This window comes from Halomonas lysinitropha (assembly GCF_902500215.1).
Lineage (GTDB): Bacteria > Pseudomonadota > Gammaproteobacteria > Pseudomonadales > Halomonadaceae > Halomonas > Halomonas lysinitropha.
Genome location: NZ_CABVOU010000016.1, coordinates 105534 through 128998, shown reverse-complemented (window position 1 = coordinate 128998; position 23465 = coordinate 105534). Strand labels below are relative to the sequence as shown.

Below are 23465 nucleotides of genomic sequence, written 5' to 3'. Positions count from 1 at the left end.
CAAGACGATGAGAGCACGCCATGAAAACCGTCACCCTGAGCACGCTCAAGGCCCTCAAGCGCGCCGGTGAGCCGTTCAGCTGCCTGACCGCCTACGACGCCACCTTTGCCCGCACGGCGGGGGACGCCGGCATCGAGGTCCTGCTGGTGGGCGATTCGCTGGGCATGGTCCTGCAGGGTCACGCCAGTACCCTGCCGGTGACGCTGGACGAGATCTGCTACCACACCCGCAGCGTGGCCCGCGGCAAGGGCGCCAGCCTGTTGATGGTCGACCTGCCGTTCATGAGCAATGCGAGCACCGAGTGCCTGTTGCGGGACGCCGGCGAGCTGATGCGTGCCGGTGCCGAGCTGGTAAAGGTCGAGGGCGAGGCCTGGATGGCCGACGGCATTCGTGAACTGACTCGACGCGGCGTGCCGGTCTGCGCCCACCTCGGTCTGACGCCCCAGTCGGTCTACCAGCTGGGGGGCTACAAGGTACAGGGGCGCGAGGCCGAACAGGCAACCCGAATCCTCGAGGACGCTCGGGCTCTGGTCGAGGCCGGCGCCTCGGTCATCCTGCTGGAGTGTGTCCCGGCAAGCCTGGGCCGAGCCGTCAGCGAGGCACTGGAGGTTCCAGTGATCGGCATCGGCGCCGGCCCGGATACGGATGGCCAGATCCTGGTGATGCACGACGTCCTGGGCATCACCCACGGCCGCACGCCACGCTTCGTGAAGAACTTCATGACCGAGGCCGACGATATCCCGGGCGCTTTCCACCGCTACCATGAGGACGTCAAGGCCCGTCGTTTCCCCGCCCAAGAGCACTGTTTCTAAGCAGCGTTTCGAGGAGCTCGCCGAGATGCGTACCCTGCGAGAAATTCCGCTCCTGCGCGAGGCCTTGGACGAATTCCGTCAACGCGGCCAGCGCATCGCCCTGGTACCGACCATGGGCAACCTGCATGAGGGCCACCTGGCACTGGTGGCGGAAGCGCGCCGCCGGGGCGATGTGGTCGTGGCGACCATCTTCGTCAATCCCCTGCAGTTCGGTGCCAACGAGGATCTGGATGCCTATCCACGGACCCTGGCCGACGACCAGGCCAAGCTCGAGGCGGCCGGCGCCGACCTGCTGTTCGCTCCCGAGACAACGGCCGTCTACCCGCGCGGCCTGGCCGCCCAGACCCGGGTCTGCGTGCCCGAGGTCAGCGAGGGGCTCTGCGGTGGCGACCGGCCCGGGCACTTCGATGGTGTCGCCACCATCGTCACCATGCTCTTCAACCTGGTGCAGCCCGATGTCGCCTGCTTCGGAGAGAAGGACTACCAGCAGCTTGCGGTGATCCGCCGCATGGTCAACGACCTGCACCTGCCGGTGGAGATCGTCGGCGTACCCATTGTTCGCGCCGAGGATGGCCTGGCCCTCTCCTCGCGCAACGGCTACCTGGATGCCGCCCAGCGCGACGCCGCCCCGTCGCTGTACCATACCTTGTGCACGCTGCGCGACGCCCTGGAAGCCGGCGACGAGGTCGCGCCGGCCCTGGATGACGGCCTCGCTCGGCTGAGGGAGGCTGGCTTCACACCGGACTACCTCGAGCTTCGCGACGCCGACCTGGGGGCGGTCACGGCCACCACCCGTGACGCCGTCCTGCTCGCCGCGGCGCGCCTCGGCCCGACCCGACTGATCGATAACCTGAGCCTTACTCTGCCACGCTGAGAGCGTGGTAACGCCACACAGAGGAACCTTCGCACCATGCAGACCATCATGCTCAAGGCCAAGCTGCACATGGCCCGTGTCACCCACGCCGTACTCAACTATGAGGGCTCCTGCGCCATCGACGGCGAGTTGCTCGACATGTCCGGCATCCGCGAGAACGAACAGATCCAGATCTACAACGTCGAGAATGGCCAGCGCTTCACCACCTACGCCATCCGCGCCGAGGAAGGCTCCAGGATGATCTCGGTGAACGGCGCCGCGGCCCACCTGGCGAGTGAGGGGCAACGCGTGATCATCTGCAGCTATGCCCATTACAGCGAGGCGGAGCTCGATACCCACGCCCCGGCCCTGGTCTACCTTCGGGAAGGCAATGCCATCAGCCACACCAGCAACGCTATCCCGGTACAGCTCGCCTGACAGCCGTCTGATACGGCACCCTGCGGGGGTGCCGCAGCGCACAACGCTCCCTTCCTTCGGTCCCTCCCCGGGCATTCGTCCATGGAAGCATTGCCGCGACGCACAAGCGTCGCCTATGCTGGATATCCCGGCTATGTCTGAGACGTCTTCGAGCTCAGACCGTCCTACAGACACGGCCGCAAGCCCGCTAGTCATTCTTCAGGAGTATCTCCTATGCAAGACGTGGTGATTGTTGCCGCTCGCCGCACTGCCGTCGGCACCTTCGGTGGCTCACTGGCCGGCATCCCCGCCAGCGACCTGGGTGCCCATGTCATCAAGGACATCCTCTCTTCCACCGGCGTTGCCGGGGACCAGGTCGACGAGGTACTGCTCGGCCAGGTGCTCACCGCGGGGGTCGGCCAGAACCCCGCCCGCCAGGCGTCCATCAAGGCAGGCCTGCCGGATGCGGTACCGGCCATGACCATCAACAAGGTCTGCGGGTCGGGCCTCAAGGCCCTGCACCTGGCCACCCAGGCGATACGCTGCGGCGACGCCGAGCTGATCATCGCCGGGGGCCAGGAGAACATGTCCGCCTCACCCCACGTGCTGCCCAACTCCCGAACAGGACAGCGCATGGGCGACTGGAAGGCCATCGACACCATGGTCCACGACGGCCTGTGGGATGCCTTCAACAATTTCCACATGGGCATCACGGCCGAGAACCTGGCAGAGAAGTACGGCATCAGCCGCGAGGAGATGGACGAGTTCGCCGCCGGCTCCCAGCAGAAGGCCGCGGCGGCCATCCGCGAGGGCAAGTTCAAGGGCCAGATCGTCCCGGTGGAGATCCCCCAGCGCAAGGGCGACCCGGTGGTCTTCGACACCGACGAGGGCCCGCGTGACGTGACCGCCGAGAAGCTCGGCGGCATGCGTCCGGCCTTCAAGAAGGACGGCACCGTCACCGCCGGCAACGCCTCCTCCATCAACGACGGGGCCGCCGTGGTGATGCTTTGCACCGCCGACAAGGCCAAGGCTCTGGGCCTTGAGCCGCTGGCCCGCATCAAGGCCTACAGCAACGCCGGCGTCGATCCGTCCATCATGGGCATCGGCCCAGCACCGGCTACCCGCCGCTGCCTCGAGAAGGCCGGCTGGAGCCTGGACGACCTGGACCTGGTCGAGGCCAACGAAGCCTTTGCCGCCCAGGCGCTCTCCGTCAACAAGGAGCTGGGCTGGGATGTCAGCAAGGTCAACGTCAACGGCGGCGCCATCGCCATCGGTCACCCCATCGGCGCCTCCGGCTGCCGCATCCTGGTGACCCTGGTCCACGAAATGATCGCCCGCGATGCCAAGAAGGGCCTGGCGACCCTGTGCATCGGCGGCGGGCAGGGGGTCGCGCTCGCGATCGAAAGGTAAGCTACAAGCTGCAGACAGCAGGCCCCGGGACTCGCGCCCGGGGTTTTTTCGGCCCACACAAAGCAAACCGCCGCCGAGGGTGACCTCGGCGGCGGTTTCCTTGCACCTTGCTCCTTGGAGCTTGTAACTCGCCGAAGGCGCCTTACAGCTGGGGCTCTGCGGCTTCCTCCGCCTCGAACGCCGCCTTCTCTTCCGGGGTGATCTCCTTGATGGTGAGCTTCACCCGGTTGCGGTTGTCGATGTCGAGCACCTTGACGATGGGCTCGTCGCCCTCGTTCAGGAAATCGCGTACGTCGTTGACCCGCTCCGGCACGATCTGGGAGATATGCACCAGGCCGTCGGTGCCCGGCATGATGTTGACGAAGGCGCCGAAATCGGCAATCCGCGCCACCTTCCCGCGATAGAGCTTGCCAATCTCGGGCTCGGCCGTAATCGCCAGCACGGTATCGATCGCCGCCTTGGCGGCTGCCTTGTCCTCGGCATAGATGCGCACGGTGCCGTCGTCGTCGAGATCGATAGAGGCGCCGGTATCTTCACAGATCTTGCGGATGGTCGCGCCACCCTTGCCAATCACATCGCGGATCTTCTCCGGATCGATCTTGATGGTCGCCATGGAAGGCGCGTTCTCGGACACCTCTTCACGACTCTGGGCGATCACCGTATTCATCTGCTCGAGGATCTGCTGACGAGCCTCATAGGCCTGCTGCAGTGCGACCTCCATGATCTCCTCGTTGATGCCCTCGATCTTGATATCCATCTGCAGAGCAGTGACGCCGTTGGTGGAGCCGGCCACCTTGAAGTCCATGTCGCCGAGATGATCCTCGTCGCCGAGGATGTCGGTGAGGACGGCGAAGCCGTCCTCATCCTTGACCAGCCCCATGGCAATACCGGCCACCGGCGCCTTCATCGGCACGCCGGCATCCATCAGCGCAAGCGACGAACCGCAAACGGACGCCATGGAGCTCGAACCGTTGGACTCGGTGATCTCGGCAACCACGCGGATGGTGTAGGGAAAGTCTGCCTCATCGGGCAGCATCGCCTGCACGCCGCGGCGTGCCAGACGACCATGGCCGATCTCGCGACGCTTGGGACCGCCCATGAAGCCGGCCTCGCCCACGCAGTAAGGGGGGAAATTGTAGTGCAGCAGGAAACGATCCTTGCGCTCACCCTCCAGCGACTCGATCAGCTGGGAGTCGCGTAGGGTCCCCAGCGTCGCCACCACGATGGCCTGGGTCTCGCCACGGGTGAAGATCGCCGAGCCATGCGTCTTGGGCAGGGTGCCGACTTCGATATCCAGCGGACGTACGGTCTTGTGGTCGCGACCATCGATACGCGGCTCGCCCTTGACCACCCGCGAACGCACCACACGCTTCTCCAGGCCGGCGAAAGCCCCCTTGACCTCATCGGCATCGTACTTGCCCTCTTCCTCCCCGGCGAACTGCTCGACCGCTTGATCCTTGAGAGCGGAGAGGGCGTCCTGGCGGGCCATCTTGTCGGTGATGCGATAGGCCTCGCCGACCTTCTGCTCGAAGGCATCGGCCATGGCGCCCTTGAGGGCGGTATTGTCGACGGGGGGCTGCCAGTCCCACTTCGGCTTGCCCGCCTCGGCGGTCAGCTCGTTGATGGCCTGAATGGCCACCTGCATCTCCTGGTGGGCATAGAGCACGGCGCCGAGCATCTCGTCCTCGAGCAGCTCGTTGGCCTCGGACTCGACCATCAGCACCGCTTTCTCGGTGCCGGCAACGACCATGTTGAGCTCGGAACCGGTCAGCTCCTCGACGGTGGGGTTGAGGAAGTAGCCGTTGTCCTCGGTGAAGCCCACCCGTGCGGCGCCGATCGGGCCGTTGAATGGCACCCCGGAAATGGCAAGGGCAGCAGAAGTGCCGAGCATCGCGGCGACGTCGGGGTCATGGTTGCGCTCGGTGGAGAGCACCGAGCAGACCACCTGCACCTCGTTCATGAAGCCCTTGGGGAAGAGCGGGCGGATCGGGCGGTCGATGAGCCGCGAGGTGAGGGTCTCCTTCTCGGTTGGACGCCCCTCGCGCTTGAAGAAGCCGCCGGGGATCTTGCCGACCGCGTAGGTCTTCTCCTGATAGAACACCCCCAACGGGAAGAAGGGCTGGGCGGGATTGGCCTCCTTCTTGGCCACCACGGTGCAAAGCACCACGGTATCATCCATGGTAACCATCACGGCACCGGTAGCCTGGCGGGCGATGCGCCCGGTTTCCAGGGTGACGGTGCTGCGACCGTACTGAAACGTTTTCTTGACCGGGTTCACGGCGACTTCCTTCAACTTTTCTGTGTTTGGGTCGTTTTGACTCGGCGACCATTTTAGGGGTTGACGCCCGTGGCGGCCACCGGGTAACGCTATTTCGCGGCCATGGACACAAAACGGGCAGCCCGAAGGCTGCCCGTTTCGTTACCGCTTGGGATGCGTCGCTTAGCGGCGCAGGCCCAGACGCTGGATCAGTGCCTGATAGCGCTCGAAGTCCTTGCGCTTCAGGTAGTCCAGCAGCTTGCGGCGCTGGTTGACCATGCGGATCAGGCCACGACGCGAGTGGTGATCCTGCTTGTTGGTCTTGAAGTGGTCCTGCAGGCCATCGATGTTGGCGCTCAGCAGGGCTACCTGCACTTCGGGGGAACCGGTGTCGTTCTCGCCACGACCGTACTCATTGACGATTGTGGACTTCTGCTCGGCTGTCAGTGCCATCTGTCTCTCCAGTAAGCAATATGCCTGGGTGATAAATGTTTGAGACCACGCATATTTGCAGTCTCGGGCGTATCTTCCTTCAGTCGGCTGCAGTGCTCAACAGCCTTTTCGGTGCCACCTCCTGTGGCCCCGTCACCGTGCCGAGACCCAGAAAGATCCCGTCACGATAGAGTCGTGTCGTCTCGCCTTCGACCAGGTCGCCAGCCTCGACTCGGGCCTGCTGGCCATGGGTCAGCCGGCTGGCCACCGCGGCATCGACCTCGAGCCACGACAGGTGGTCGACCAGCACGTCCACCGGCAGCAGCGCCGTCTCACGCTCGGCCTCGCCGGGCATGGCCTCCAGCGACTCGAGGGTCAACATGCCCTCGCTCGTGAAGGGGCCCGTTGCCAGGCGGCGCAGCGCGCTGATGTGCGCTCCGCAACCCAGCACCTGGCCGATGTCTTCGGCCAGGGTACGGATATAGGTGCCCTTGCTCACGCGCACTTCCAGCTCGAAGGCGGTATCGGCAAGAGCCAAGAGGCGCGCATCATACACCGTCACGCGCCTGGCTGCACGCTCGATCGACTTGCCCTCCCGGGCCAGCTCATAGAGCTTGCGCCCCTGGTGCTTGAGCGCCGAGTACATGGGCGGCACCTGGTCGATTTCGCCGCGGAAACGCGACAGCACCCCCTCGACGTCAGCCTCGGTCAGCCGGGGCACCGCACGACGCTCGACCACCTCGCCCTCGGCATCGCCGGTATCGGTGATCGCGCCGAGCTCCACCCGCGTGCGATAGACCTTGTCGGCCTCCAAGAGGTGGGCGGAAAACTTGGTCGCCTCACCGAAGCAGACCGGCAGCAGGCCGGTGGCCATGGGATCCAGCGTTCCCGTGTGGCCAGCCTTCTGGGCCTGGAACAGGTGCCGAACCCGCTGCAGCGCATGGTTGCTGGACAAGCCCCTTGGTTTATCCAGCAGCAGCACGCCGTTCACCGGCAATCCGCGACGCCGCCGAGCCATCAGTCGCGCTCGTCCTTTTCTGTCGAGCCGTCTGCCGAACCATCGATGGGATCGCGGCCGTCATCCGCCTCGTCATGCTGGGCCTGGTCGCTGGCAACGGCCTCGTCGATCAGCGACGACAAGTGCTGGCCACGCACCACACTCTCGTCATAGTGGAAGCGCAGCTCCGGCACATGACGCAGCTTGATGCGACGGGCGATCTGGCTGCGCAGGAAGCCGGCGGCCCGCTTGAGCACCGCCAGGTTCTCCTTGATGCGCTCGGGCGTCTGCTCCCCCAGCAGGGTCACATGGATGTCGGCATAGCCGAGGTCGCGACTGACCTCGACGCCGCTGACAGTGACCATGCCCAGGCGCGGATCCTTGACCTCTCGCTGGATCAGCACCGCCAGCTCCTTCTGGAGCTGGTCGGCTACCCGGTCGGTACGCTTGAACTCGCGCATGTACGACTCCTCGAGCCTTTAGAGGGTCCGCTCGACCTTGACCTGATCGAACACCTCGATCTTGTCGCCGACCTGGACATCGTTGTAGTTCTTCACGCCGATGCCGCACTCCATCCCGTTACGCACTTCCTGGACGTCGTCCTTGAAGCGGCGCAGCGACTCGAGTTCGCCCTCGTAGATGACCACGTTATCGCGCAGCACGCGGATCTTCTTGTTGCGGTGCACGCTGCCCTCGACCACCATGCAGCCGGCCACGGCACCGATCTTGGGTGCACGGAAGACATCACGAACCTCGGCAACACCGACGATCTCTTCCTTCCAATCCGGCGCCAGCATGCCACTCATGGCCTGCTTGACCTCGTCGATCAGCTGGTAGATGACGCTGTAGTAGCGCAGATCCAGGCCTTCACGTTCGATGATCTCGCGGGCCGCGGCGTCGGCACGCACGTTGAAGCCGACCACGATGGCGTCACTGGCCAGCGCCAGGTTGGCATCGGTGCCGGTGATGCCGCCCACGCCGGAGGAGACCACGGCCACTTCCACTTCGTCAGTAGAGAGCTCTTCGAGGGCGCCCTTGATCGCCTCCAGAGAACCCTGGACGTCGGCCTTGAGCACGATATTGAGCTTGGCCGCCACATTCTGGCCCATCTGGCTGAACATGTTCTCCAGCTTGGCCTTTTGCTGGCGTGCCAGGCGCACCTCGCGGTACTTGCCCTGACGGAAGTTGGCGACCTCGCGGGCCTTCTTCTCATCGGCCAGCACCATGAAATCGTCACCCGCTTCGGGGGTGCCGTCCAGGCCCTGGATCTCCACCGGGGTGGATGGCCCAGCCTCGTCGACCTGCTTGCCCAGCTCGTTGGTCAGCGCGCGGACACGGCCGTAGTGCAGGCCGGCCAGCACGGTGTCGCCCTTCTTCAGGGTGCCGTTCTGGACCAGCACGGTGGCCACGGGGCCGCGGCCCTTGTCCAGGCGAGACTCGACCACCACGCCCTTGCCGGGCGCCTCGGGAACGGCCTTGAGCTCGAGTACCTCGGAGACCAGCTGAATGGCTTCCAGCAGTTCCTCGATGCCCTCGCCGGTGTGCGCGGAAACATACACGAACTGGGTGTCGCCGCCCCACTCCTCGGAAATCACGCCGTGCTGGGAGAGCTCGTTCTTGATGCGGTCAAGGTCGATGCCCGCCTTGTCGATCTTGTTGACCGCCACCACCATGGGCACTTCGGCCGCCCGCGAGTGCTCGATGGCCTCGATGGTCTGGGGCATCACGCCGTCATCGGCCGCCACCACCAGCACGACCACGTCGGTCGCCTTGGCACCGCGGGCACGCATGGCGGTGAACGCCGCGTGGCCCGGAGTATCCAGGAAGGTCACGCCACCGTGATCATCCTGCACGTGATAGGCCCCGATGTGCTGGGTGATACCGCCAGCCTCGCCGGTGGCCACCTTGGCCTTGCGGATGTAGTCCAGCAGCGAGGTCTTGCCGTGGTCGACGTGACCCATGACCGTGACCACCGGCGAGCGGGTGATCTCTTCGCCCTCGTAGGAAATACCCTCGAGGACCTCGGTCTCCAGCGCATCATCCTTGACCAGCTTGGGCTTGTGCCCCATCTCCTCGACGACGATGGCCGCGGTGTCCTGATCGATGGTCTGATTGATGGTCACCGCGGCACCCATGGTGAACATGGCCTTGATGACCTCGTTCGCCTTGATCGACATCTTGTCGGCCAGGTCGGCGACGCTGATCGACTCAGGGATCGACACCTCGCGGATGATCGGCTGGGTCGGCTTCTGGAAGCCGTGCTTGCCGCCACCGCCCTGGCTACCGCCACGGCGGCCACCCCGACGCTCGGCGCGTTTGGCCTTCTTGCCGCCACGACGACGCTCCTCGCGGTCACCGCGATCATCGTCATCACGCTCGCCACGTCCCTTCTTGCCGGTGCCGGCCTTGGTGGTGGCCTTCTTGACTGCAGCACGGCGCGACTCGGGACGTCCCTCCTTGGGCGGAGCCGGTGGCTCCTCGGCGGGCGTGGAAGTCTCGAGCTCCGGCACCGGAATCTCGAGTTCAGCGGTGGCCTTGTCGGCTTCGAGCTTGGCCGCCGCTTCACGGGCGGACTCCTCGGCAGCGCGTGCCTTGGCCTCCTCGGCCTCGCGAGCCTCCTTGGCTTCCTCGGCCTCACGGGCATCCTTGGCGGCCTGTGCCTGCTGGGAATCGGCCATGTCGCCTACCAGCTGACGCGGACCGGCGTCTTTTGCCGGCTCCGGCTTGGTCTCTTCCTCGGCACGCTTGACGTAGGTACGCTTCTTGCGCACCTGCACCTCGATGCTCTTGCCACGTTCGCCGGTCTTGATGCGGCTGCGCGTCTTGCGCGTCAGCGTGATCCGATCCTTCGCCCCGGCGCCACTGCCGCCATGACTCTTGGTGAGATAGTCAAGCAGCTGACGCTTATCCTCTTCGGATACGGCATCGCCCTCGGACTTCTGGCCGAGTCCGGCTTCTTTCATCTGCTCCAGCAGGCGAGGCACATCGCGCCCCACCTTTGCTGCAAAATCCTTAACGGTCATCTCTGACATTACGACCCTCCTCAACCCGTGACCCGTTTACTGTTCGTTCTCGAACCATGGCGCACGGGCAGTCATGATCAGTGCCGCGGCGCGCTCCCCGTCGATTCCCTCGATGTCCAGCAGGTCATCGACGGACTGCTCGGCCAGGTCCTCCATGGTGACAATGCCCTGGCTGGCCAGAATGAAGGCCAGGTGGCGCTCCATACCGTCCATCTCCAGCAGGTCGTCAGCCGGCTGGGCGCCATCGAGCTCCTCCTCGGAGGCGATGGCCAGGTTCAGCAGTTCATCCTTGGCACGAGCGCGCAGCTCCTCGATAAGCTCCTCGTCGAACTCTTCTATCTCCAGCATCTCATCGACAGGTACATAAGCAACCTCCTCCAGGGAGGTGAAGCCCTCTTCCACCAGCAGGCGTGCCACGTCCTCGTCGATACCCAGGTGCTGGATAAAATGCTCGACCAGGCTGTCAACCTCCTGATCGCGTTTGTCCTCGGCCTCCTCCTCGGTCATGACGTTCAGCCGCCATCCGGTAAGTTCGGAAGCCAGGCGTACGTTCTGGCCGCTGCGGCCGATGGCCTGGGCCAGATTGTCCTCGGCGACGGCCACATCCATGGCATGAGCCTCCTCGTCAACGAGGATCGAGCCGACATCCGCGGGCGCCATGGCGTTGATCACCAGCTGGGCCGGATTGTCGTCCCACAGCACGATGTCCACGCGCTCATTCTGCAGCTCCGAGGAGACCGCCTGAACCCGCGACCCGCGCATACCCACGCAGGCCCCTACCGGATCGATGCGTCGGTCATTGGTCTTGACCGCAATCTTGGCTCGAGAGCCGGGATCGCGCGCCGCGCCCTTGATCTCGATCAGCTCCTCGGCAATCTCCGGCACCTCGATGCTGAACAGCTCGATGATCAGCTCCGGGCAGGTACGCGACAGGATCAACTGGGCGCCGCGCGCCTCGGGATCGACCTTGACCAGCAGCGCGCGAACGCGCTCGTTCATGCGGTAGCGCTCACCGGGGATCATCTCACTGCGCGGCAGGAAGGCCTCGGCATTCTCGCCAAGATCGATGATCAGACCATCGCGTGTCGTTTTCTTGACGATACCGGCGACCAGCTCACCCTCGCGCTCGGCATACTGGCGTACTACCTCGGCCCGCTCGGCCTCGCGCACTTTCTGCACGATGACCTGCTTGGCGGTCTGGGCGGCAATCCGGCCGAAAGAGGCGTTCTCGATGCGCTCCTCGACCACGTCACCCAAGCTCAGGGGCGGGTCACGGCGCTCGGCAAAGGAGAGCTTGATCTGCGCATCGGGGCCATCGAAGTCATCATCCTCGACCACCACCCAGCGGCGGAACGTCTCGTAGTCGCCGGTTTCGCGGTCGATGTGCACCCGCACGCTGGCTTCCTCGCCCTCGAAGCGCTTGCGCGATGCACTGGCCAGGGCCGCCTCGACGGCCTCGAAGATCACCTCGCGGGAGACCCCCTTCTCGTTGGAGATCGCGTCGACGACCGCCAGAATTTCTTTACTCATGCCTTAGCCTCGCCAGTGAACCTGATCTTATGCACCGAGCCCATCATGTGAACTGCGGGACGACCCGCGCCTGATCGATACCCTCGATGGGAAAACAATATTCCTCGCCGTCGATCTGCAGCAGCACCTCATCGCTCTCGACCCCGGCCAGCAGCCCCTGAAACTTGCGTCGCCCGTCGAAGGGCAGGCGCAACTTCACGGCCACCATATAGCCGGCATAGCGTTCGAACTGCTCGAGGGTGAACAGCGGCCGGTCCATGCCCGGCGAGGAGACTTCCAGCCGATATTCGCCGGGCACCGGATCCTCGACATCGAGCACCGCACTGACCTGGCGGCTGACATCGGCGCAATCGTCCACGCTCACCCCGTCCTGGTGATCGATGTAGATCACCAGGCGGGAATGTTTGCCCTGGGACAGATGATCGATGCCCCATAGCTCGAACCCCATGGCAGAGACCACCGGTTCGATCAGCGCATGCAGCGCAGCATCCTTGATTGCCACGGAAGAAAGCTCCTACAGCCGTTGCATCAGGCACCTGGCCGGGAGTCAAGAGAAGAGTCAGGTGGCTGATTGGCGTTGCCCGGAACAGCGCCGCCGTCTCCGGCTGGCAAGCTGCTAACAAAAAGCCCCTTCACAGGAAGGGGCTTTCACAAGAAACCTGTATACCACTTCGGCTCTCTGGCATGCCCCTAAAGCAACTGCATGCCTGCCAGGAAGATGGTAGCGGGGACCGGATTTGAACCGATGACCTTCGGGTTATGAGCCCGACGAGCTACCAGACTGCTCCACCCCGCATCAATCTAGGTCGGATATTGTAAGCCCGCATGACAACATCGTCAAGCGGCAATACCGCGTACTGCCAATCTTGCTTCAAAGCCTCGATCGCTGCATCGAACGCTTCACAATTGGTGCCGAAGGCGGGACTTGAACCCGCACGGCCATAAGGCCACTACCCCCTCAAGATAGCGTGTCTACCAATTCCACCACTTCGGCATCGGGGAGACTGGGTGGCGAGATCAATCGCCGCTTTCCTCCAGCGCTGGCGCAGTATTATCCACATCACTGCCGTCATCGTCAAGGGTCGGCACGGCATTCTGCTGCTCGATGAGCTGGGCATCGGGGATGCCGGCCTCGGGCGCCTCACCGGCCTGGGAAGCAAACCAGGCCAGCGTCAGGGAAGTGGCAAAGAAGGCCACGGCCAGTAGACCGGTGAACTTCGCCAGAAAGCTACCGCTGCCCTTCGAACCGAACACGGTCTGGGAGGCACCGCCACCGAAGGCGGCACCGGCTTCAGCGCCCTTGCCCTGCTGCAGCAGGATAAGGACGACCAGGGCGATGGCAATCGCCACATGGGTCATGAGAATGGCAACTTGCATGGATTCAACCTGCTGACTGACAAATGGCTAGGAAATCGTCGGCCTTGAGCGAAGCGCCGCCCACCAGGCCGCCGTCGATATCGGGCTGCGAGAGCAGCTCGGCGGCATTATCCGCCTTCATGCTGCCGCCGTACAGCAGACGCACGCCACCGGCCAATGCATCGTCATAGCGCGACAGGTAGCCACGAATGGCCGCATGCACCGCCTGGGCCTGCTCGGGACTCGCCGTGCGCCCGGTGCCGATGGCCCAGACAGGCTCATAGGCAATCACCACGCGGATACGATCGGCCTCGTCGAGGGCATCGAACACCGCCTCGACCTGACCCAGCACCACCGATTCGGTGCGCTCGGCCTCGCGCTCCTCCAGAGTCTCGCCGACGCAGAGCACCGGCGTGAGCTGCTCGGCCAGGGCCGCCTTGACGCGTGCCAGCACCATCGCATCGTCTTCACCAAACAGGATGCGTCGCTCCGAGTGGCCGACCAGCACGTAGCGGGCACCGCAGTCGCGCAACATGGCCGCGCTGACCTCACCGGTGAAGGCCCCCGAGGGCTGATCGCTGAGCGTCTGGGCCCCGACCGTCACCGACGTCTCACCGAGCGCCCTGCCCGCCGCTTCCAGGAAAGGAAAGGGGACCATCAGCGCCACCTCGACATTCACGGGCAGGGAGACGCCGGCAAAGGCCCGACCGAACTCCTCGACCAGGGCCAGGGAGCCGTTCATCTTCCAGTTTCCAGCGATCAGCGGCATGCGCATGGGAGTTCCTCTTTCAAGGTGGTGCGAAATGGTATAGGAGGGGCTCCGTCAAGACAACCGACCTGACAATAGCCGCCTGCGCTCAGCCGAGCAGCGCTTCGACGTCATCGGCGAGGCGGCGCGCCAGGGCGTCGACGTCCAGATGGGGACGCCCCTCGACCATCACCCGGATCAGCGGCTCGGTGCCCGAGGCCCGCAGCAGCACGCGCCCTTGATTGCCCAGCTCGGCCTCCAGGCGGCATACCGCCTGCTTGAGCGAGGCCTGCTCCAGCAGCGCCTTGGCATTGCTGCCGGGCCTGAGGCGCACGTTGATCAGCGCCTGGGGCGCCTTCTGCAGGCCAGCGAGCAGGCGGCCCAGAGGCTGCTGTTCGCGGACCATGATCGCCAGCACCTGCAGCGCCGAGACGATACCGTCGCCGGTGGTCTGCACATGGCCACAGACGATATGGCCGGAAGACTCGCCGCCCAGCTGCCACCCCTTGGCGGCCAGCCGCTCCATGACGTAACGATCCCCGACGCGGGCTCGCTCGAAGGGAATATCGAGCGCCTCCATAGCAGCCGCCAGGCCGAAATTGGACATCAGGGTGCCCACCACGCCCCCTCCCAGCTCACCACGACCATGACGGTCCGTGGCGATCAGATAGAGGATATCGTCGCCGTCGATCTCGCGACCGTCGGCATCCACCAGCAGTACACGGTCGCCGTCGCCGTCGAAGGCCACCCCGAGGTCGGCCTCCTGCTGGGTCACGGCCGCGCGCAGTGCAGCGGGATGGGTCGAGCCCACCTCCTGGTTGATATTCAGGCCATCCGGCGTGGCGCCGATCAGGTTGACCTCCGCGCCCAGCTCGCGGAAGACGCTGGGGGCGATGTGGTAGGTGGCACCATGGGCACAGTCGATGACCATCTTCAGCCCGTGCAGGCTGACCCGGTCGGGAATGGTCGATTTGCAGAACTCGATGTAGCGCCCCGGGGCGTCATCGACCCGCATCGCCTTGCCCAGGTGATCCGGCGCCACCGTGGTCAGCGCCTCCTCGAGCATGGCCTCGATGCGCTCCTCGACCTCGTCGGCCAGCTTGGTGCCAGAAGCGGAGAAGAACTTGATGCCGTTATCCTGGAAAGGATTATGAGAGGCGGAGATGACAATGCCCGCGTCAGCACGGAAGGTGCGTGTCAAATAGGCGATCGCCGGGGTCGGCATGGGCCCCAGCAGCATCACGTCGACGCCGGCGGCGGAGAGTCCCGCCTCCAGGGCCGACTCGAACATGTAACCCGAGATCCGCGTGTCCTTGCCGATCATCACCCGGGCACGTCTCTTGTCCCGGGTCAGCACCCGACCGGTGGCCCAACCCAGCTTGAGCATGAAATCCGCCGTGATGGGCGGCTCGCCTACGGTGCCGCGGATGCCATCGGTGCCAAAATAGCGTCTAGTCATGCGCGCTGCCTTCCTCGAGTACGGCCCAAGTCATGTTCACCGCGTCCACGTGGGGCCCCACGTCGTGGACGCGCAGAATACGGGCGCCGCGATCTACCGCCAGGGCAGAGAGCGCCAGGCTGCCGGAGAGGCGCTCTTCCACTGGCCGCCCCAGCACCTTGCCGATCATGCTCTTGCGCGACATACCCACCAGCAGCGGCAGCCCGAGCGCCTCCAGACGGTCCATATGCTTGAGCAGGCGCAGGTTGTGCTCCACCGACTTGGCGAAGCCGAAGCCCGGGTCGAGCAGCATGCGCTCGCGACGCAGACCGCCCGCCTCACAGGCGGCCACTCGCTGCGCGAGGAATGTCGCCACGGCCTCCTCGACCGGACGGTCGTAGTGCGGGTCGTCCTGCATGTCACCGGGCTCGCCGATCATGTGCATCAGGCACACCGGCAGCCCACTGACGACCGCCGCCGATAGAGCTCCCTCGCGGCGCAGGTTGCGCACGTCATTGATCATGCCGGCGCCGGCCTGTGCCGTTGCCGCCATTACCTCGGGCGTGCTGGTATCGACCGAGACCAGGGCATCGAACTCGCGTACCAGGGCCTCCACCACCGGCACCACTCGGTCCAGTTCCTGCTGGACCGAGACCGGCTCGGCACCGGGACGCGTGGACTCGCCGCCCACATCGATGATCGCGGCCCCCTCGGCCAGCATCTGTTCGGCATGGCGCAGGGCATCATCCGGCACCGCATGACGGCCGCCGTCGGAGAAGGAGTCGGGCGTGACGTTGAGGATCCCCATGATGCGGGGAAAGGAGAGGTCGAGCCGGTGCCGGCCACACGGCAGATGCGTCGATGCACGGATATCCATCATCTTCCTGTCGGTCGAACGGCAAAGGCGCCCCGCAGGGCGCCTGACAAGGGTAAACGTATCGGGCTCAGCCGCCGGCCGGGCCACCCAGCGGGTCAGAGGGACGACGCGAAGGCCTCTCGTCGTCCTCGGCATCGTCGCTCGATTCCGGCGAGGGCTCGGCCTTGGGCTCGCCGCCCGAGGGTGCTCCACTGCTCGGGTCATCCCAGCCCTCGGGGGGCCGCGGGTCACGTCCTTCCATGATGTCCTTGAGCTGATTGGAGTCGATGGTCTCGTACTTCATCAGCGCGTCGGCCATGGCATCGAGCTTGTCGCGGTTCTCCTCGAGGATATTCTTGGCCTGCTCGTAGCAGCCGTCGATGATCTTGCGCACTTCCTTGTCCAAGCGGGTGGTGGTCTCGCCGGACTTGAGCTTGCCGCCCTGACCCGGGCCACCCATGAACTGGTGCGACTCATCCTCATCGTACATGATCGGGCCCATCTCCTCGGAGAGACCCCACTTGGCCACCATGTTGTGCGCAAGCTCGGTGGCTCGCTTGATGTCGTTGGAGGCGCCGGTGGTGACACCGTTCGGCCCCAGCGTCATCTCCTCGGCAATGCGGCCGCCGAACAGCGAGCAGATCTGACTGATGATCTGCTGGCGGGAAAGGCTGTAGCGATCCTCTTCCGGCAGGAACATGGTCACGCCCAGCGCCCGCCCCCGGGGAATGATGGTCACCTTGTAGACCGGGTCATGCTCGGGCATCACCAGGCCGATGATCGCGTGGCCCGACTCGTGGTAGGCCGTGTTGAGCTTCTCCTTGTCGGTCATGACCATGGACTTGCGCTCGGCGCCCATCATGATCTTGTCCTTGGCCATGTCGAGCTCTTCCATGCCCACCAGACGCTTGTTACGTCGCGCGGCGAACAGGGCACCCTCGTTGACCAGGTTGGCCAGGTCGGCGCCGGAGAAGCCCGGGGTGCCGCGGGCGATCAGCGACGGCTTGACGTCGTCGGCTAGCGGCACCTTGCGCAGATGCACATTGAGGATGTGCTCGCGGCCGCGGATGTCGGGCAGCGGCACCACCACCTGGCGGTCGAAGCGGCCGGGGCGCAGCAATGCCGGATCGAGCACGTCGGGGCGGTTGGTGGCGGCGATGACGATGATGCCCTCGTTGGGCTCGAAGCCGTCCATCTCGACCAGCAGCTGGTTCAGGGTCTGCTCGCGCTCGTCGTTGCCACCGCCCATGCCGGCGCCGCGAGAACGGCCCACGGCGTCGATCTCGTCGATGAAGATGATGCAGGGTGCCTGCTTCTTGGCCTGCTCGAACATGTCACGCACGCGGGACGCGCCGACACCCACGAACATCTCCACGAAGTCGGAACCAGAGATCGAGAAGAACGGTACCTTGGCCTCGCCGGCGATGGACTTGGCGAGCAAGGTCTTGCCGGTACCCGGCGGGCCCACCATCAGCACGCCGCGCGGTATGGTGCCCCCCAGGCGCTGGAACTTGGTGGGATCGCGCAGGAAGTCCACCAGTTCCTCGACCTCCTCCTTGGCCTCGTCACAACCGGCGACATCAGAAAAGGTGGTCTTGACCTGGTCATGGGAGAGAAGCTTGGCCTTGGACTTGCCGAAGCTCATCGGGCCGCCCTTGCCGGCACCACCGCCCTGCATCTGGCGCATGAAGAACATGAAGATGGCCAGGATCAGCAGGATCGGGAAGCTGGCGATCAGCAGGCGCATCCACAGGCTCTGCTGCTCGGGCTCCTTGCCCACCACGGTGACATTGTTGGCGAGGAGGTCGTCCATCAGCTTAGGATCCTCCGCCGCCGGGCGGATGGTCCGGAACTGCGAACCGTCGGTACGCTCGCCGGTGATGGTATAGCCATCAATGGTCACGTTGCGGACCTGTTCGTTCTGCACCTGCTCGACGAACTGTGAATAGTTCATCGCCTGCGGTGAGCTGTCGACGCTGAAGTTGTTGAACACCGTCAGCAGCACTGCCGCGATGACCAACCACAGAATCAGGTTCTTCGCCATATCATTCAAGGGACTACCCTCATTGCAAGAATCTGTCGGCCGAAAATGCCTGGTCTTTCGACACTACATGAGCGGCACATGTTCAGCCAGCCTCCGTGCGGAGGGGTAAACTACTGTCACTTTGACACAGTCACGATGCCGTGTCCGGCAATCGACCCGTTAGCCGCGGTCTATCGTGAAAGCACGAAACTTTTATTGCGGCCAAGACAATGCCTCAGCCGCGAAACCCTTCCGCCAGCAGGTAGACCTCGCGGGAGCGCGCCCGGGAGGCCTCCGGCTTTCGGGTCACTACCCGAGCGAAGCTGCCGCGCAGCTCCTTGAGAAAGGCATCGAATCCTTCGCCCTGAAACACCTTGGCCAGGAAGGTGCCGCCGGGCGAGAGCGTCTGGCGAGCCAGGTCCAGTGCCAGCTCGGCGAGGTTCATCGCCTGAGGCTGATCGATGGCCGCCATACCACTCATATTGGGGGCCATGTCGGACATCACAAGGTCTACCCGGCGATCGCCGAGAGTGGCGAGGATAGCCTCGAGCACACTCTCCTCGGTGAAGTCCCCCTGGATGAAGTCGACATCCGCCAGGGCATCCATCTCGAGAATGTCGGAGGCGATCACCGCCCCCTCGGCGCCGACCTTCTCGGCGGCCACCTGACTCCACCCCCCGGGGGCGGCGCCCAGGTCGATCACTGTCATCCCGCGCCGCAACAGCCGATCCTTCTCGTCCAGCGCCAGCAGCTTGTAGCTGGCGCGGCTGCGATAGCCGTCCTGCCAGCTCTGCTGCACGAAGCGGTCGCCGAAGTGCTCCTTCAGCCAGCCCTTGCTGGTCTTGCTGGTCGGCGCCTTGCCGACGGCGCCCTTGGTGCGGGAAGCATTGGAACGTGCCACGGCATCACCTGTGAGTGACCATGAATGACAGGCAGTCGAGCGGTTTCCGGAAAGACCTGGTGGAGGTACGACGGGGTGCTGACCTGCGGACCCGGCCAGAACAATCCTGAGGCCGGGAGGGCCACGCGCTTTCGCCGCGGGGCGTTTCACCGTACCATGTGCGCTGCGCGCCAACCGGGAAGAAGCAAGATACCATGAGCTTGTCACAGGCACAAAAGAAAGCATTTCGCAGCATCGGGCACTATCTCGACCCCGTAGTCACCGTCTCAGAGAACGGAGCCTCTGAAGGCGTGCTGGCCGAGCTCGAACGGGCCCTGAACGACCACGAGCTGATCAAGGTCAAGCTGGCCCTGCCCGAGCGTGACGACCGCGCCGCCATGCTCGACGAGCTGGTCGCGGCGAGCGGCGCCGAGGTGATACAGAAAATCGGCAAGATGGCCCTGCTCTACCGCCACAACCCGCGGGTCAACCCGAAGCTCTCCAACATCACGCGCTTCGAGAACCACCACGGGCGGCGCTGACGCGGCCAAGCGGCCAAGCGGCCAAGCGGCCAAGCGGCCAAGCGGCCAATAATAGAGCACGGTGACAAAGAGAAGCCCCGCCGACCGGAATCTGCGGGGTTTCTTCTTGCCTGGCGCCTGCCTCCGCACCCGCCGCCCGTCATCGAGCGGCTTGGCGCTTGTGGCTCGGCGCTTGGCGCTTAGAGGTGCTCCACGCTCGAGATCTCGTACTCGACCTCACCGCCGGGAGTCTTGACCACCACCACGTCGCCCTCCTCCTTGCCGATCAGGGCACGAGCAATGGGGGAAGTGACCGAGATACGGCCTTCCTTGATGTTGGCCTCATCCTCGCCGACGATGCGATAGGCCACCTCCTCGTCGGTCTCCAGGTTGATCAGCCCCACGGTCACGCCGAAGATCACCTTGCCGGTCTGGGGCAGCTTGGCGACATCGATCACCTGGGCGTTGGAGAGCTTGCCCTCGATCTCCTGGATACGCCCCTCGATGAAACCTTGCTGCTCGCGTGCCGCATGGTACTCGGCGTTCTCCTTCAGATCGCCGTGCTCGCGAGCCTCTGCGATGGCGGCAATCACCCGAGGCCGCGCCTCGCTCTTGAGCTCCTCGAGTTCCTTGCGAAGCCGCTTCTCACCGGCGACGGTCATCGGGACCTTGTTCATTGCGTAGCTCCTGCATGCAGTTCCTGTAGCCGCCGCACTGTAATGGCATTGCCATACTCGAGTGCCATGCAAACGGCACTGGCCCCTGCCAGGGTGGTGGCATAGGGAACCTTGCGGGCGAGTGCAGTGCGGCGGATCACCGAGGAGTCGTTGATGGCCTGGCGGCCCTCGGTGGTGTTGACGATATAGGCGACCTCGTCGTTCTTGAGCAGATCGACGATATGCGGACGGCCCTCATAGACCTTGTTGACGATCTCCACCGGCAGGTCGGCGGCCTCCAGGGCCTCCGCCGTGCCACGGGTCGCGCACAGAGTGAACCCCAAGGTTACCAGAGAACGCGCCACTTCGATAACGCCCGCCTTGTCGGGATCACGCACGGAGAGGAACGCCTTGCGATCGCCATCCAGCGGCGGGATCGCCTCGCCGGCGCCGAGCTGCGCCTTGTAGAAGGCCTCGGCGAAGGTGTCGCCACTGCCCATCACCTCGCCGGTGGACTTCATCTCCGGCGAGAGGATCGGGTCGACCCCCGGGAACTTGTTGAAGGGGAAGACCGCCTCCTTGACGCTGAAGAAGTGCGGCACGATCTCGCGAGTGAAGCCCTGCTCCTCGAGGCTGGTGCCCGCCATGCAGCGTGCGGCGACCTGAGCCAGGGAGGTGCCGATGCACTTGGAGACGAAGGGCACGGTGCGCGAGGCACGCGGATTGACCTCGATGACGTAGATCTCGCCGTCCTGCCAGGCCAGCTGCACGTTCATCAGGCCCTTGACGCCGAGCTCCACGGCCATCTTCTTGACCTGCTCGCGCATCTCTTGCTGCACCTCGGCGGGCAGCGAGTAGGGCGGCAGCGAGCAGGCGGAATCGCCGGAGTGCACGCCGGCCTGCTCGATATGCTGCATGATGCCGCCGATCACCACCTGGGTGCCGTCGCTGACCGCGTCGATGTCGATCTCGATGGCGGCGTTGAGGAAGTGGTCGAGCAGCACCGGCGAATCATTGGAGACCTTGACCGCATGGGTCATGTAGTTCTCCAGCTCCGAGGCGTCGTAGACGATCTCCATGGCGCGCCCGCCCAGCACGTAGCTGGGGCGCACCACCAGCGGATAGCCGATCGCCTCGGCCTTGGCAAAGGCCTCCTCGAAGCTGCGTGCGGTGGCGTTGGGCGGCTGCTTGAGACCCAGCTTGTCGATCATCTGCTGGAAACGCTCGCGATCCTCGGCACGGTCGATGGCGTCCGGCGTGGTGCCGATGATCGGCACGCCGGCCGCCTCGAGCTCGCGCGCCAGCTTCAGCGGCGTCTGCCCGCCGAACTGCACGATGACGCCGACCGGCCGCTCCTTGTCGGCGATTTCCAGCACGTCTTCCAGGGTCACCGGCTCGAAATAGAGCCGATCCGAGGTGTCGTAGTCGGTGGAGACGGTCTCGGGATTGCAGTTGACCATGATGGTCTCATAGCCGTCGTCATGCATGGCGAAGGCGGCATGAACACAGCAGTAGTCGAACTCGATGCCCTGGCCGATGCGGTTGGGCCCACCCCCCAACACCATGATCTTCTGGCGGTCGGAAACCTCGGCCTCGCACTCCTCCTCATAGGTGGAGTACATGTAGGCGGTATCCGAGGCAAACTCCGCGGCGCAGGTGTCGACCCGCTTGTAGACTGGGCGGATACCGGCCTTCTGGCGCGCGCGACGAAACTCCTTCTCGGCCACCCCCAGCAGGCTCGCCAGGCGGGCATCAGAGAAGCCCTTGCGCTTGAGGGCGAACAGCTCGCCGGGAGTTAACTCGGAGAGCGAGCGCTTTGCCACCGCCTGCTCGTCCTTCACCAGATCCTCGATCTGCACCAGGTACCAGCGATCGATGTTGGTCAGCGCGAAGATATCGTCGACGCTCATCCCGGCGCGCATGGCATCGGCGATGAAGAAGATACGCTCGGCGCCGGCGGCCTTGAGCTCGCCCCGGATGTGCGCCATGGCGTCATCGGTGAACGCCGTGACCTTGGGGTCGAGACCGTCGTTGCCGGTTTCCAGGCCACGCAGCGCCTTGTGCAGGGACTCCTGGAAGGTGCGGCCGATGGCCATCACCTCGCCCACCGACTTCATCTGGGTGGTCAAGCGGTCGTTGGCCTGGGGGAACTTCTCGAAGGTGAAGCGCGGGATCTTGGTGACCACGTAGTCGATGGAGGGCTCGAAGGAGGCCGGGGTGCGCCCGCCGGTGATGTCGTTCTGCAGCTCGTCGAGGGTGTAGCCCACCGCCAGCTTGGCGGCGATCTTGGCGATCGGGAAGCCGGTGGCCTTCGAAGCCAGCGCCGAGGAGCGCGACACCCGCGGGTTCATCTCGATGACCACCACGCGCCCGGTGTCGGGGTCGACGCCGAACTGGACGTTGGAGCCGCCGGTCTCGACGCCGATCTCGCGGAGCACCGCCAGCGAGGCGTCGCGCATGATCTGGTACTCCTTGTCGGTCAGCGTCTGGGCCGGGGCCACGGTAATGGAGTCGCCGGTATGCACGCCCATGGGGTCGAAGTTCTCGATCGCGCAGACGATGATGCAGTTGTCGTTCTTGTCACGAACGACCTCCATCTCGTACTCCTTCCAGCCCAGCAGCGACTCGTCGATCAGCAACTCGTGGTTGTTGGAGAGTTCGAACCCGCGGAGGCAGATCTCCTCGAACTCCTCCTTGTTGTAGGCCACGCCGCCGCCGGAGCCGCCCATGGTATAGGAGGGACGGATGATCACCGGAAAGCCGAAATGCGACTGGATGCGCCAGGCCTCCTCCATGCTGTGGGCCACCTCGGCCTTGGGACACTCCAGGCCGATGCGCCTCATGGCCTGGTCGAAGAGGTCGCGGTCCTCGGCCATGTTGATGGCGTCGGCATTGGCGCCGATCATCTCCACGCCGTACTTCGCCAACACGCCGTGCTTGTCCAGGTTCAGCGCACAGTTGAGCGCGGTCTGACCGCCCATGGTCGGCAGCACGGCATCGGGGCGCTCGGCCTCGATGATCTTCTCAACCGTCTGCCAGGTAATCGGCTCGATGTAGGTGGCGTCGGCCATCACCGGGTCGGTCATGATGGTCGCCGGGTTGGAGTTGACCAGGATGACCCGGTAGCCCTCCTCGCGCAGCGCCTTGCAGGCCTGGGCGCCGGAGTAGTCGAATTCGCAGGCCTGGCCGATGACGATGGGGCCAGCACCAATGATCAGGATGCTCTGGATGTCGGTACGCTTGGGCATGACGGTTC

At 64.7% G+C, this 23465-nt stretch carries 20 protein-coding genes and 2 tRNA genes; 5 read left to right on the top strand and 17 right to left on the bottom strand.

Annotated elements, in window-relative coordinates; all coding sequences use genetic code 11:
- Positions 1 to 20 precede the first annotated feature (20 nt).
- From panB to HALO32_RS02580, 4 genes are all read left to right on the top strand, one after another.
- Entirely contained in the window at positions 21 to 812 is a 792-nt protein-coding gene (gene panB, locus HALO32_RS02595) for a 3-methyl-2-oxobutanoate hydroxymethyltransferase (protein WP_151442231.1), read from the top strand.
- 25 nt (positions 813 to 837) lie between these two features.
- Complete coding sequence (gene panC, locus HALO32_RS02590) at positions 838 to 1686, top strand: pantoate--beta-alanine ligase (RefSeq protein WP_151442230.1); 849 nt, start codon at positions 838 to 840, stop codon at positions 1684 to 1686.
- 36 nt (positions 1687 to 1722) lie between these two features.
- Complete coding sequence (gene panD / locus HALO32_RS02585; RefSeq protein WP_151442229.1) at positions 1723 to 2103, top strand: aspartate 1-decarboxylase; 381 nt, start codon at positions 1723 to 1725, stop codon at positions 2101 to 2103.
- 213 nt (positions 2104 to 2316) lie between these two features.
- On the top strand, positions 2317 to 3492 hold the full coding sequence (locus tag HALO32_RS02580) for an acetyl-CoA C-acetyltransferase (protein WP_151442228.1): 1176 nt from the start codon (positions 2317 to 2319) through the stop codon (positions 3490 to 3492).
- Between the two features lie 142 nt (positions 3493 to 3634).
- Here the strand turns inward: HALO32_RS02580 and pnp are convergent, their stop codons facing one another.
- From pnp to rlmE, 15 genes are all read right to left on the bottom strand, one after another.
- Positions 3635 to 5770 (bottom strand): polyribonucleotide nucleotidyltransferase, encoded by a 2136-nt coding sequence (gene pnp, locus HALO32_RS02575; RefSeq protein ID WP_192576415.1) that lies wholly within the window; start codon positions 5768 to 5770, stop codon positions 3635 to 3637.
- A 162-nt stretch (positions 5771 to 5932) separates the two neighbouring features.
- Positions 5933 to 6202: a 30S ribosomal protein S15 gene (gene rpsO / locus HALO32_RS02570; protein ID WP_151442226.1), complete on the bottom strand. Its 270-nt coding sequence runs from the start codon at positions 6200 to 6202 to the stop codon at positions 5933 to 5935.
- A gap of 79 nt (positions 6203 to 6281) precedes the next feature.
- Positions 6282 to 7199 carry a tRNA pseudouridine(55) synthase TruB gene (truB, locus tag HALO32_RS02565; RefSeq protein ID WP_151442225.1) on the bottom strand — a complete coding sequence of 306 codons (918 nt, stop codon included), beginning with the start codon at positions 7197 to 7199 and terminating at the stop codon, positions 6282 to 6284.
- Positions 7199 to 7639, bottom strand: a complete 441-nt coding sequence (gene rbfA, locus HALO32_RS02560) for a 30S ribosome-binding factor RbfA (protein WP_151442224.1) — start codon at positions 7637 to 7639, stop codon at positions 7199 to 7201. The genes truB and rbfA overlap by 1 nt, the downstream gene beginning before the upstream one ends.
- Before the next feature lie 18 nt (positions 7640 to 7657).
- Positions 7658 to 10210: a translation initiation factor IF-2 gene (gene infB, locus HALO32_RS02555; RefSeq protein WP_151442223.1), complete on the bottom strand. Its 2553-nt coding sequence runs from the start codon at positions 10208 to 10210 to the stop codon at positions 7658 to 7660.
- Positions 10211 to 10237: 27 nt separating this feature from the next.
- On the bottom strand, positions 10238 to 11731 hold the full coding sequence (gene nusA / locus HALO32_RS02550) for a transcription termination factor NusA (protein WP_151442222.1): 1494 nt from the start codon (positions 11729 to 11731) through the stop codon (positions 10238 to 10240).
- A gap of 43 nt (positions 11732 to 11774) precedes the next feature.
- Positions 11775 to 12233, bottom strand: coding sequence for a ribosome maturation factor RimP (rimP, locus tag HALO32_RS02545; protein ID WP_151442221.1), 459 nt, complete (start codon positions 12231 to 12233; stop codon positions 11775 to 11777).
- Positions 12234 to 12450: 217 nt separating this feature from the next.
- Positions 12451 to 12527, bottom strand: a tRNA-Met gene (locus tag HALO32_RS02540).
- 111 nt (positions 12528 to 12638) lie between these two features.
- A tRNA-Leu gene (locus HALO32_RS02535) sits at positions 12639 to 12725 on the bottom strand.
- Between the two features lie 23 nt (positions 12726 to 12748).
- Positions 12749 to 13108: a preprotein translocase subunit SecG gene (secG, locus tag HALO32_RS02530; RefSeq protein ID WP_151442220.1), complete on the bottom strand. Its 360-nt coding sequence runs from the start codon at positions 13106 to 13108 to the stop codon at positions 12749 to 12751.
- 4 nt (positions 13109 to 13112) lie between these two features.
- Positions 13113 to 13862, bottom strand: a complete 750-nt coding sequence (tpiA, locus tag HALO32_RS02525) for a triose-phosphate isomerase (protein WP_151442219.1) — start codon at positions 13860 to 13862, stop codon at positions 13113 to 13115.
- Positions 13863 to 13944: 82 nt separating this feature from the next.
- On the bottom strand, positions 13945 to 15294 hold the full coding sequence (gene glmM / locus HALO32_RS02520) for a phosphoglucosamine mutase (protein ID WP_151442218.1): 1350 nt from the start codon (positions 15292 to 15294) through the stop codon (positions 13945 to 13947).
- A complete protein-coding gene (folP, locus tag HALO32_RS02515) occupies positions 15287 to 16153 on the bottom strand; it encodes a dihydropteroate synthase (RefSeq protein ID WP_151442217.1) in 867 nt (288 codons plus the stop codon). The genes glmM and folP overlap by 8 nt, the downstream gene beginning before the upstream one ends.
- 64 nt (positions 16154 to 16217) lie before the next feature.
- Positions 16218 to 18182, bottom strand: a complete 1965-nt coding sequence (gene ftsH / locus HALO32_RS02510; RefSeq protein WP_151442216.1) for an ATP-dependent zinc metalloprotease FtsH — start codon at positions 18180 to 18182, stop codon at positions 16218 to 16220.
- 205 nt (positions 18183 to 18387) lie between these two features.
- Positions 18388 to 19053 (bottom strand): 23S rRNA (uridine(2552)-2'-O)-methyltransferase RlmE, encoded by a 666-nt coding sequence (gene rlmE / locus HALO32_RS02505; protein ID WP_151442215.1) that lies wholly within the window; start codon positions 19051 to 19053, stop codon positions 18388 to 18390.
- A 194-nt stretch (positions 19054 to 19247) separates the two neighbouring features.
- Between rlmE and HALO32_RS02500 the strand changes: the two genes are divergently transcribed.
- Positions 19248 to 19574, top strand: coding sequence for a YhbY family RNA-binding protein (locus HALO32_RS02500; protein WP_151442214.1), 327 nt, complete (start codon positions 19248 to 19250; stop codon positions 19572 to 19574).
- A gap of 179 nt (positions 19575 to 19753) precedes the next feature.
- On the opposite strand, the gene greA is transcribed toward HALO32_RS02500, so the two are convergent.
- Together greA and carB are read right to left on the bottom strand one after the other, a co-directional pair.
- Positions 19754 to 20230, bottom strand: coding sequence for a transcription elongation factor GreA (greA, locus tag HALO32_RS02495; RefSeq protein WP_151442213.1), 477 nt, complete (start codon positions 20228 to 20230; stop codon positions 19754 to 19756).
- Entirely contained in the window at positions 20227 to 23457 is a 3231-nt protein-coding gene (gene carB / locus HALO32_RS02490; RefSeq protein ID WP_151442212.1) for a carbamoyl-phosphate synthase large subunit, read from the bottom strand. The genes greA and carB overlap by 4 nt, the downstream gene beginning before the upstream one ends.
- Positions 23458 to 23465: the final 8 nt, after the last annotated feature.

Excerpts from the sequence above, each read along its gene's own strand:
- glmM (WP_151442218.1), bottom strand. The coding sequence starts at position 15,294 with ATGACTAGACGCTATTTTGGCACCGATGGCATCCGCGGCACCGTAGGC.
- rbfA (WP_151442224.1), bottom strand. The coding sequence starts at position 7,639 with ATGCGCGAGTTCAAGCGTACCGACCGGGTAGCCGACCAGCTCCAGAAG.
- rpsO (WP_151442226.1), bottom strand. The coding sequence starts at position 6,202 with ATGGCACTGACAGCCGAGCAGAAGTCCACAATCGTCAATGAGTACGGT.
- panB (WP_151442231.1), top strand. The coding sequence starts at position 21 with ATGAAAACCGTCACCCTGAGCACGCTCAAGGCCCTCAAGCGCGCCGGT.
- infB (WP_151442223.1), bottom strand. The coding sequence starts at position 10,210 with ATGTCAGAGATGACCGTTAAGGATTTTGCAGCAAAGGTGGGGCGCGAT.
- truB (WP_151442225.1), bottom strand. The coding sequence starts at position 7,199 with ATGGCTCGGCGGCGTCGCGGATTGCCGGTGAACGGCGTGCTGCTGCTG.
- panD (WP_151442229.1), top strand. The coding sequence starts at position 1,723 with ATGCAGACCATCATGCTCAAGGCCAAGCTGCACATGGCCCGTGTCACC.
- folP (WP_151442217.1), bottom strand. The coding sequence starts at position 16,153 with ATGATGGATATCCGTGCATCGACGCATCTGCCGTGTGGCCGGCACCGG.
- nusA (WP_151442222.1), bottom strand. The coding sequence starts at position 11,731 with ATGAGTAAAGAAATTCTGGCGGTCGTCGACGCGATCTCCAACGAGAAG.
- HALO32_RS02500 (WP_151442214.1), top strand. The coding sequence starts at position 19,248 with ATGAGCTTGTCACAGGCACAAAAGAAAGCATTTCGCAGCATCGGGCAC.
- panC (WP_151442230.1), top strand. The coding sequence starts at position 838 with ATGCGTACCCTGCGAGAAATTCCGCTCCTGCGCGAGGCCTTGGACGAA.
- tpiA (WP_151442219.1), bottom strand. The coding sequence starts at position 13,862 with ATGCGCATGCCGCTGATCGCTGGAAACTGGAAGATGAACGGCTCCCTG.
- HALO32_RS02580 (WP_151442228.1), top strand. The coding sequence starts at position 2,317 with ATGCAAGACGTGGTGATTGTTGCCGCTCGCCGCACTGCCGTCGGCACC.
- greA (WP_151442213.1), bottom strand. The coding sequence starts at position 20,230 with ATGAACAAGGTCCCGATGACCGTCGCCGGTGAGAAGCGGCTTCGCAAG.
- secG (WP_151442220.1), bottom strand. The coding sequence starts at position 13,108 with ATGCAAGTTGCCATTCTCATGACCCATGTGGCGATTGCCATCGCCCTG.
- carB (WP_151442212.1), bottom strand. The coding sequence starts at position 23,457 with ATGCCCAAGCGTACCGACATCCAGAGCATCCTGATCATTGGTGCTGGC.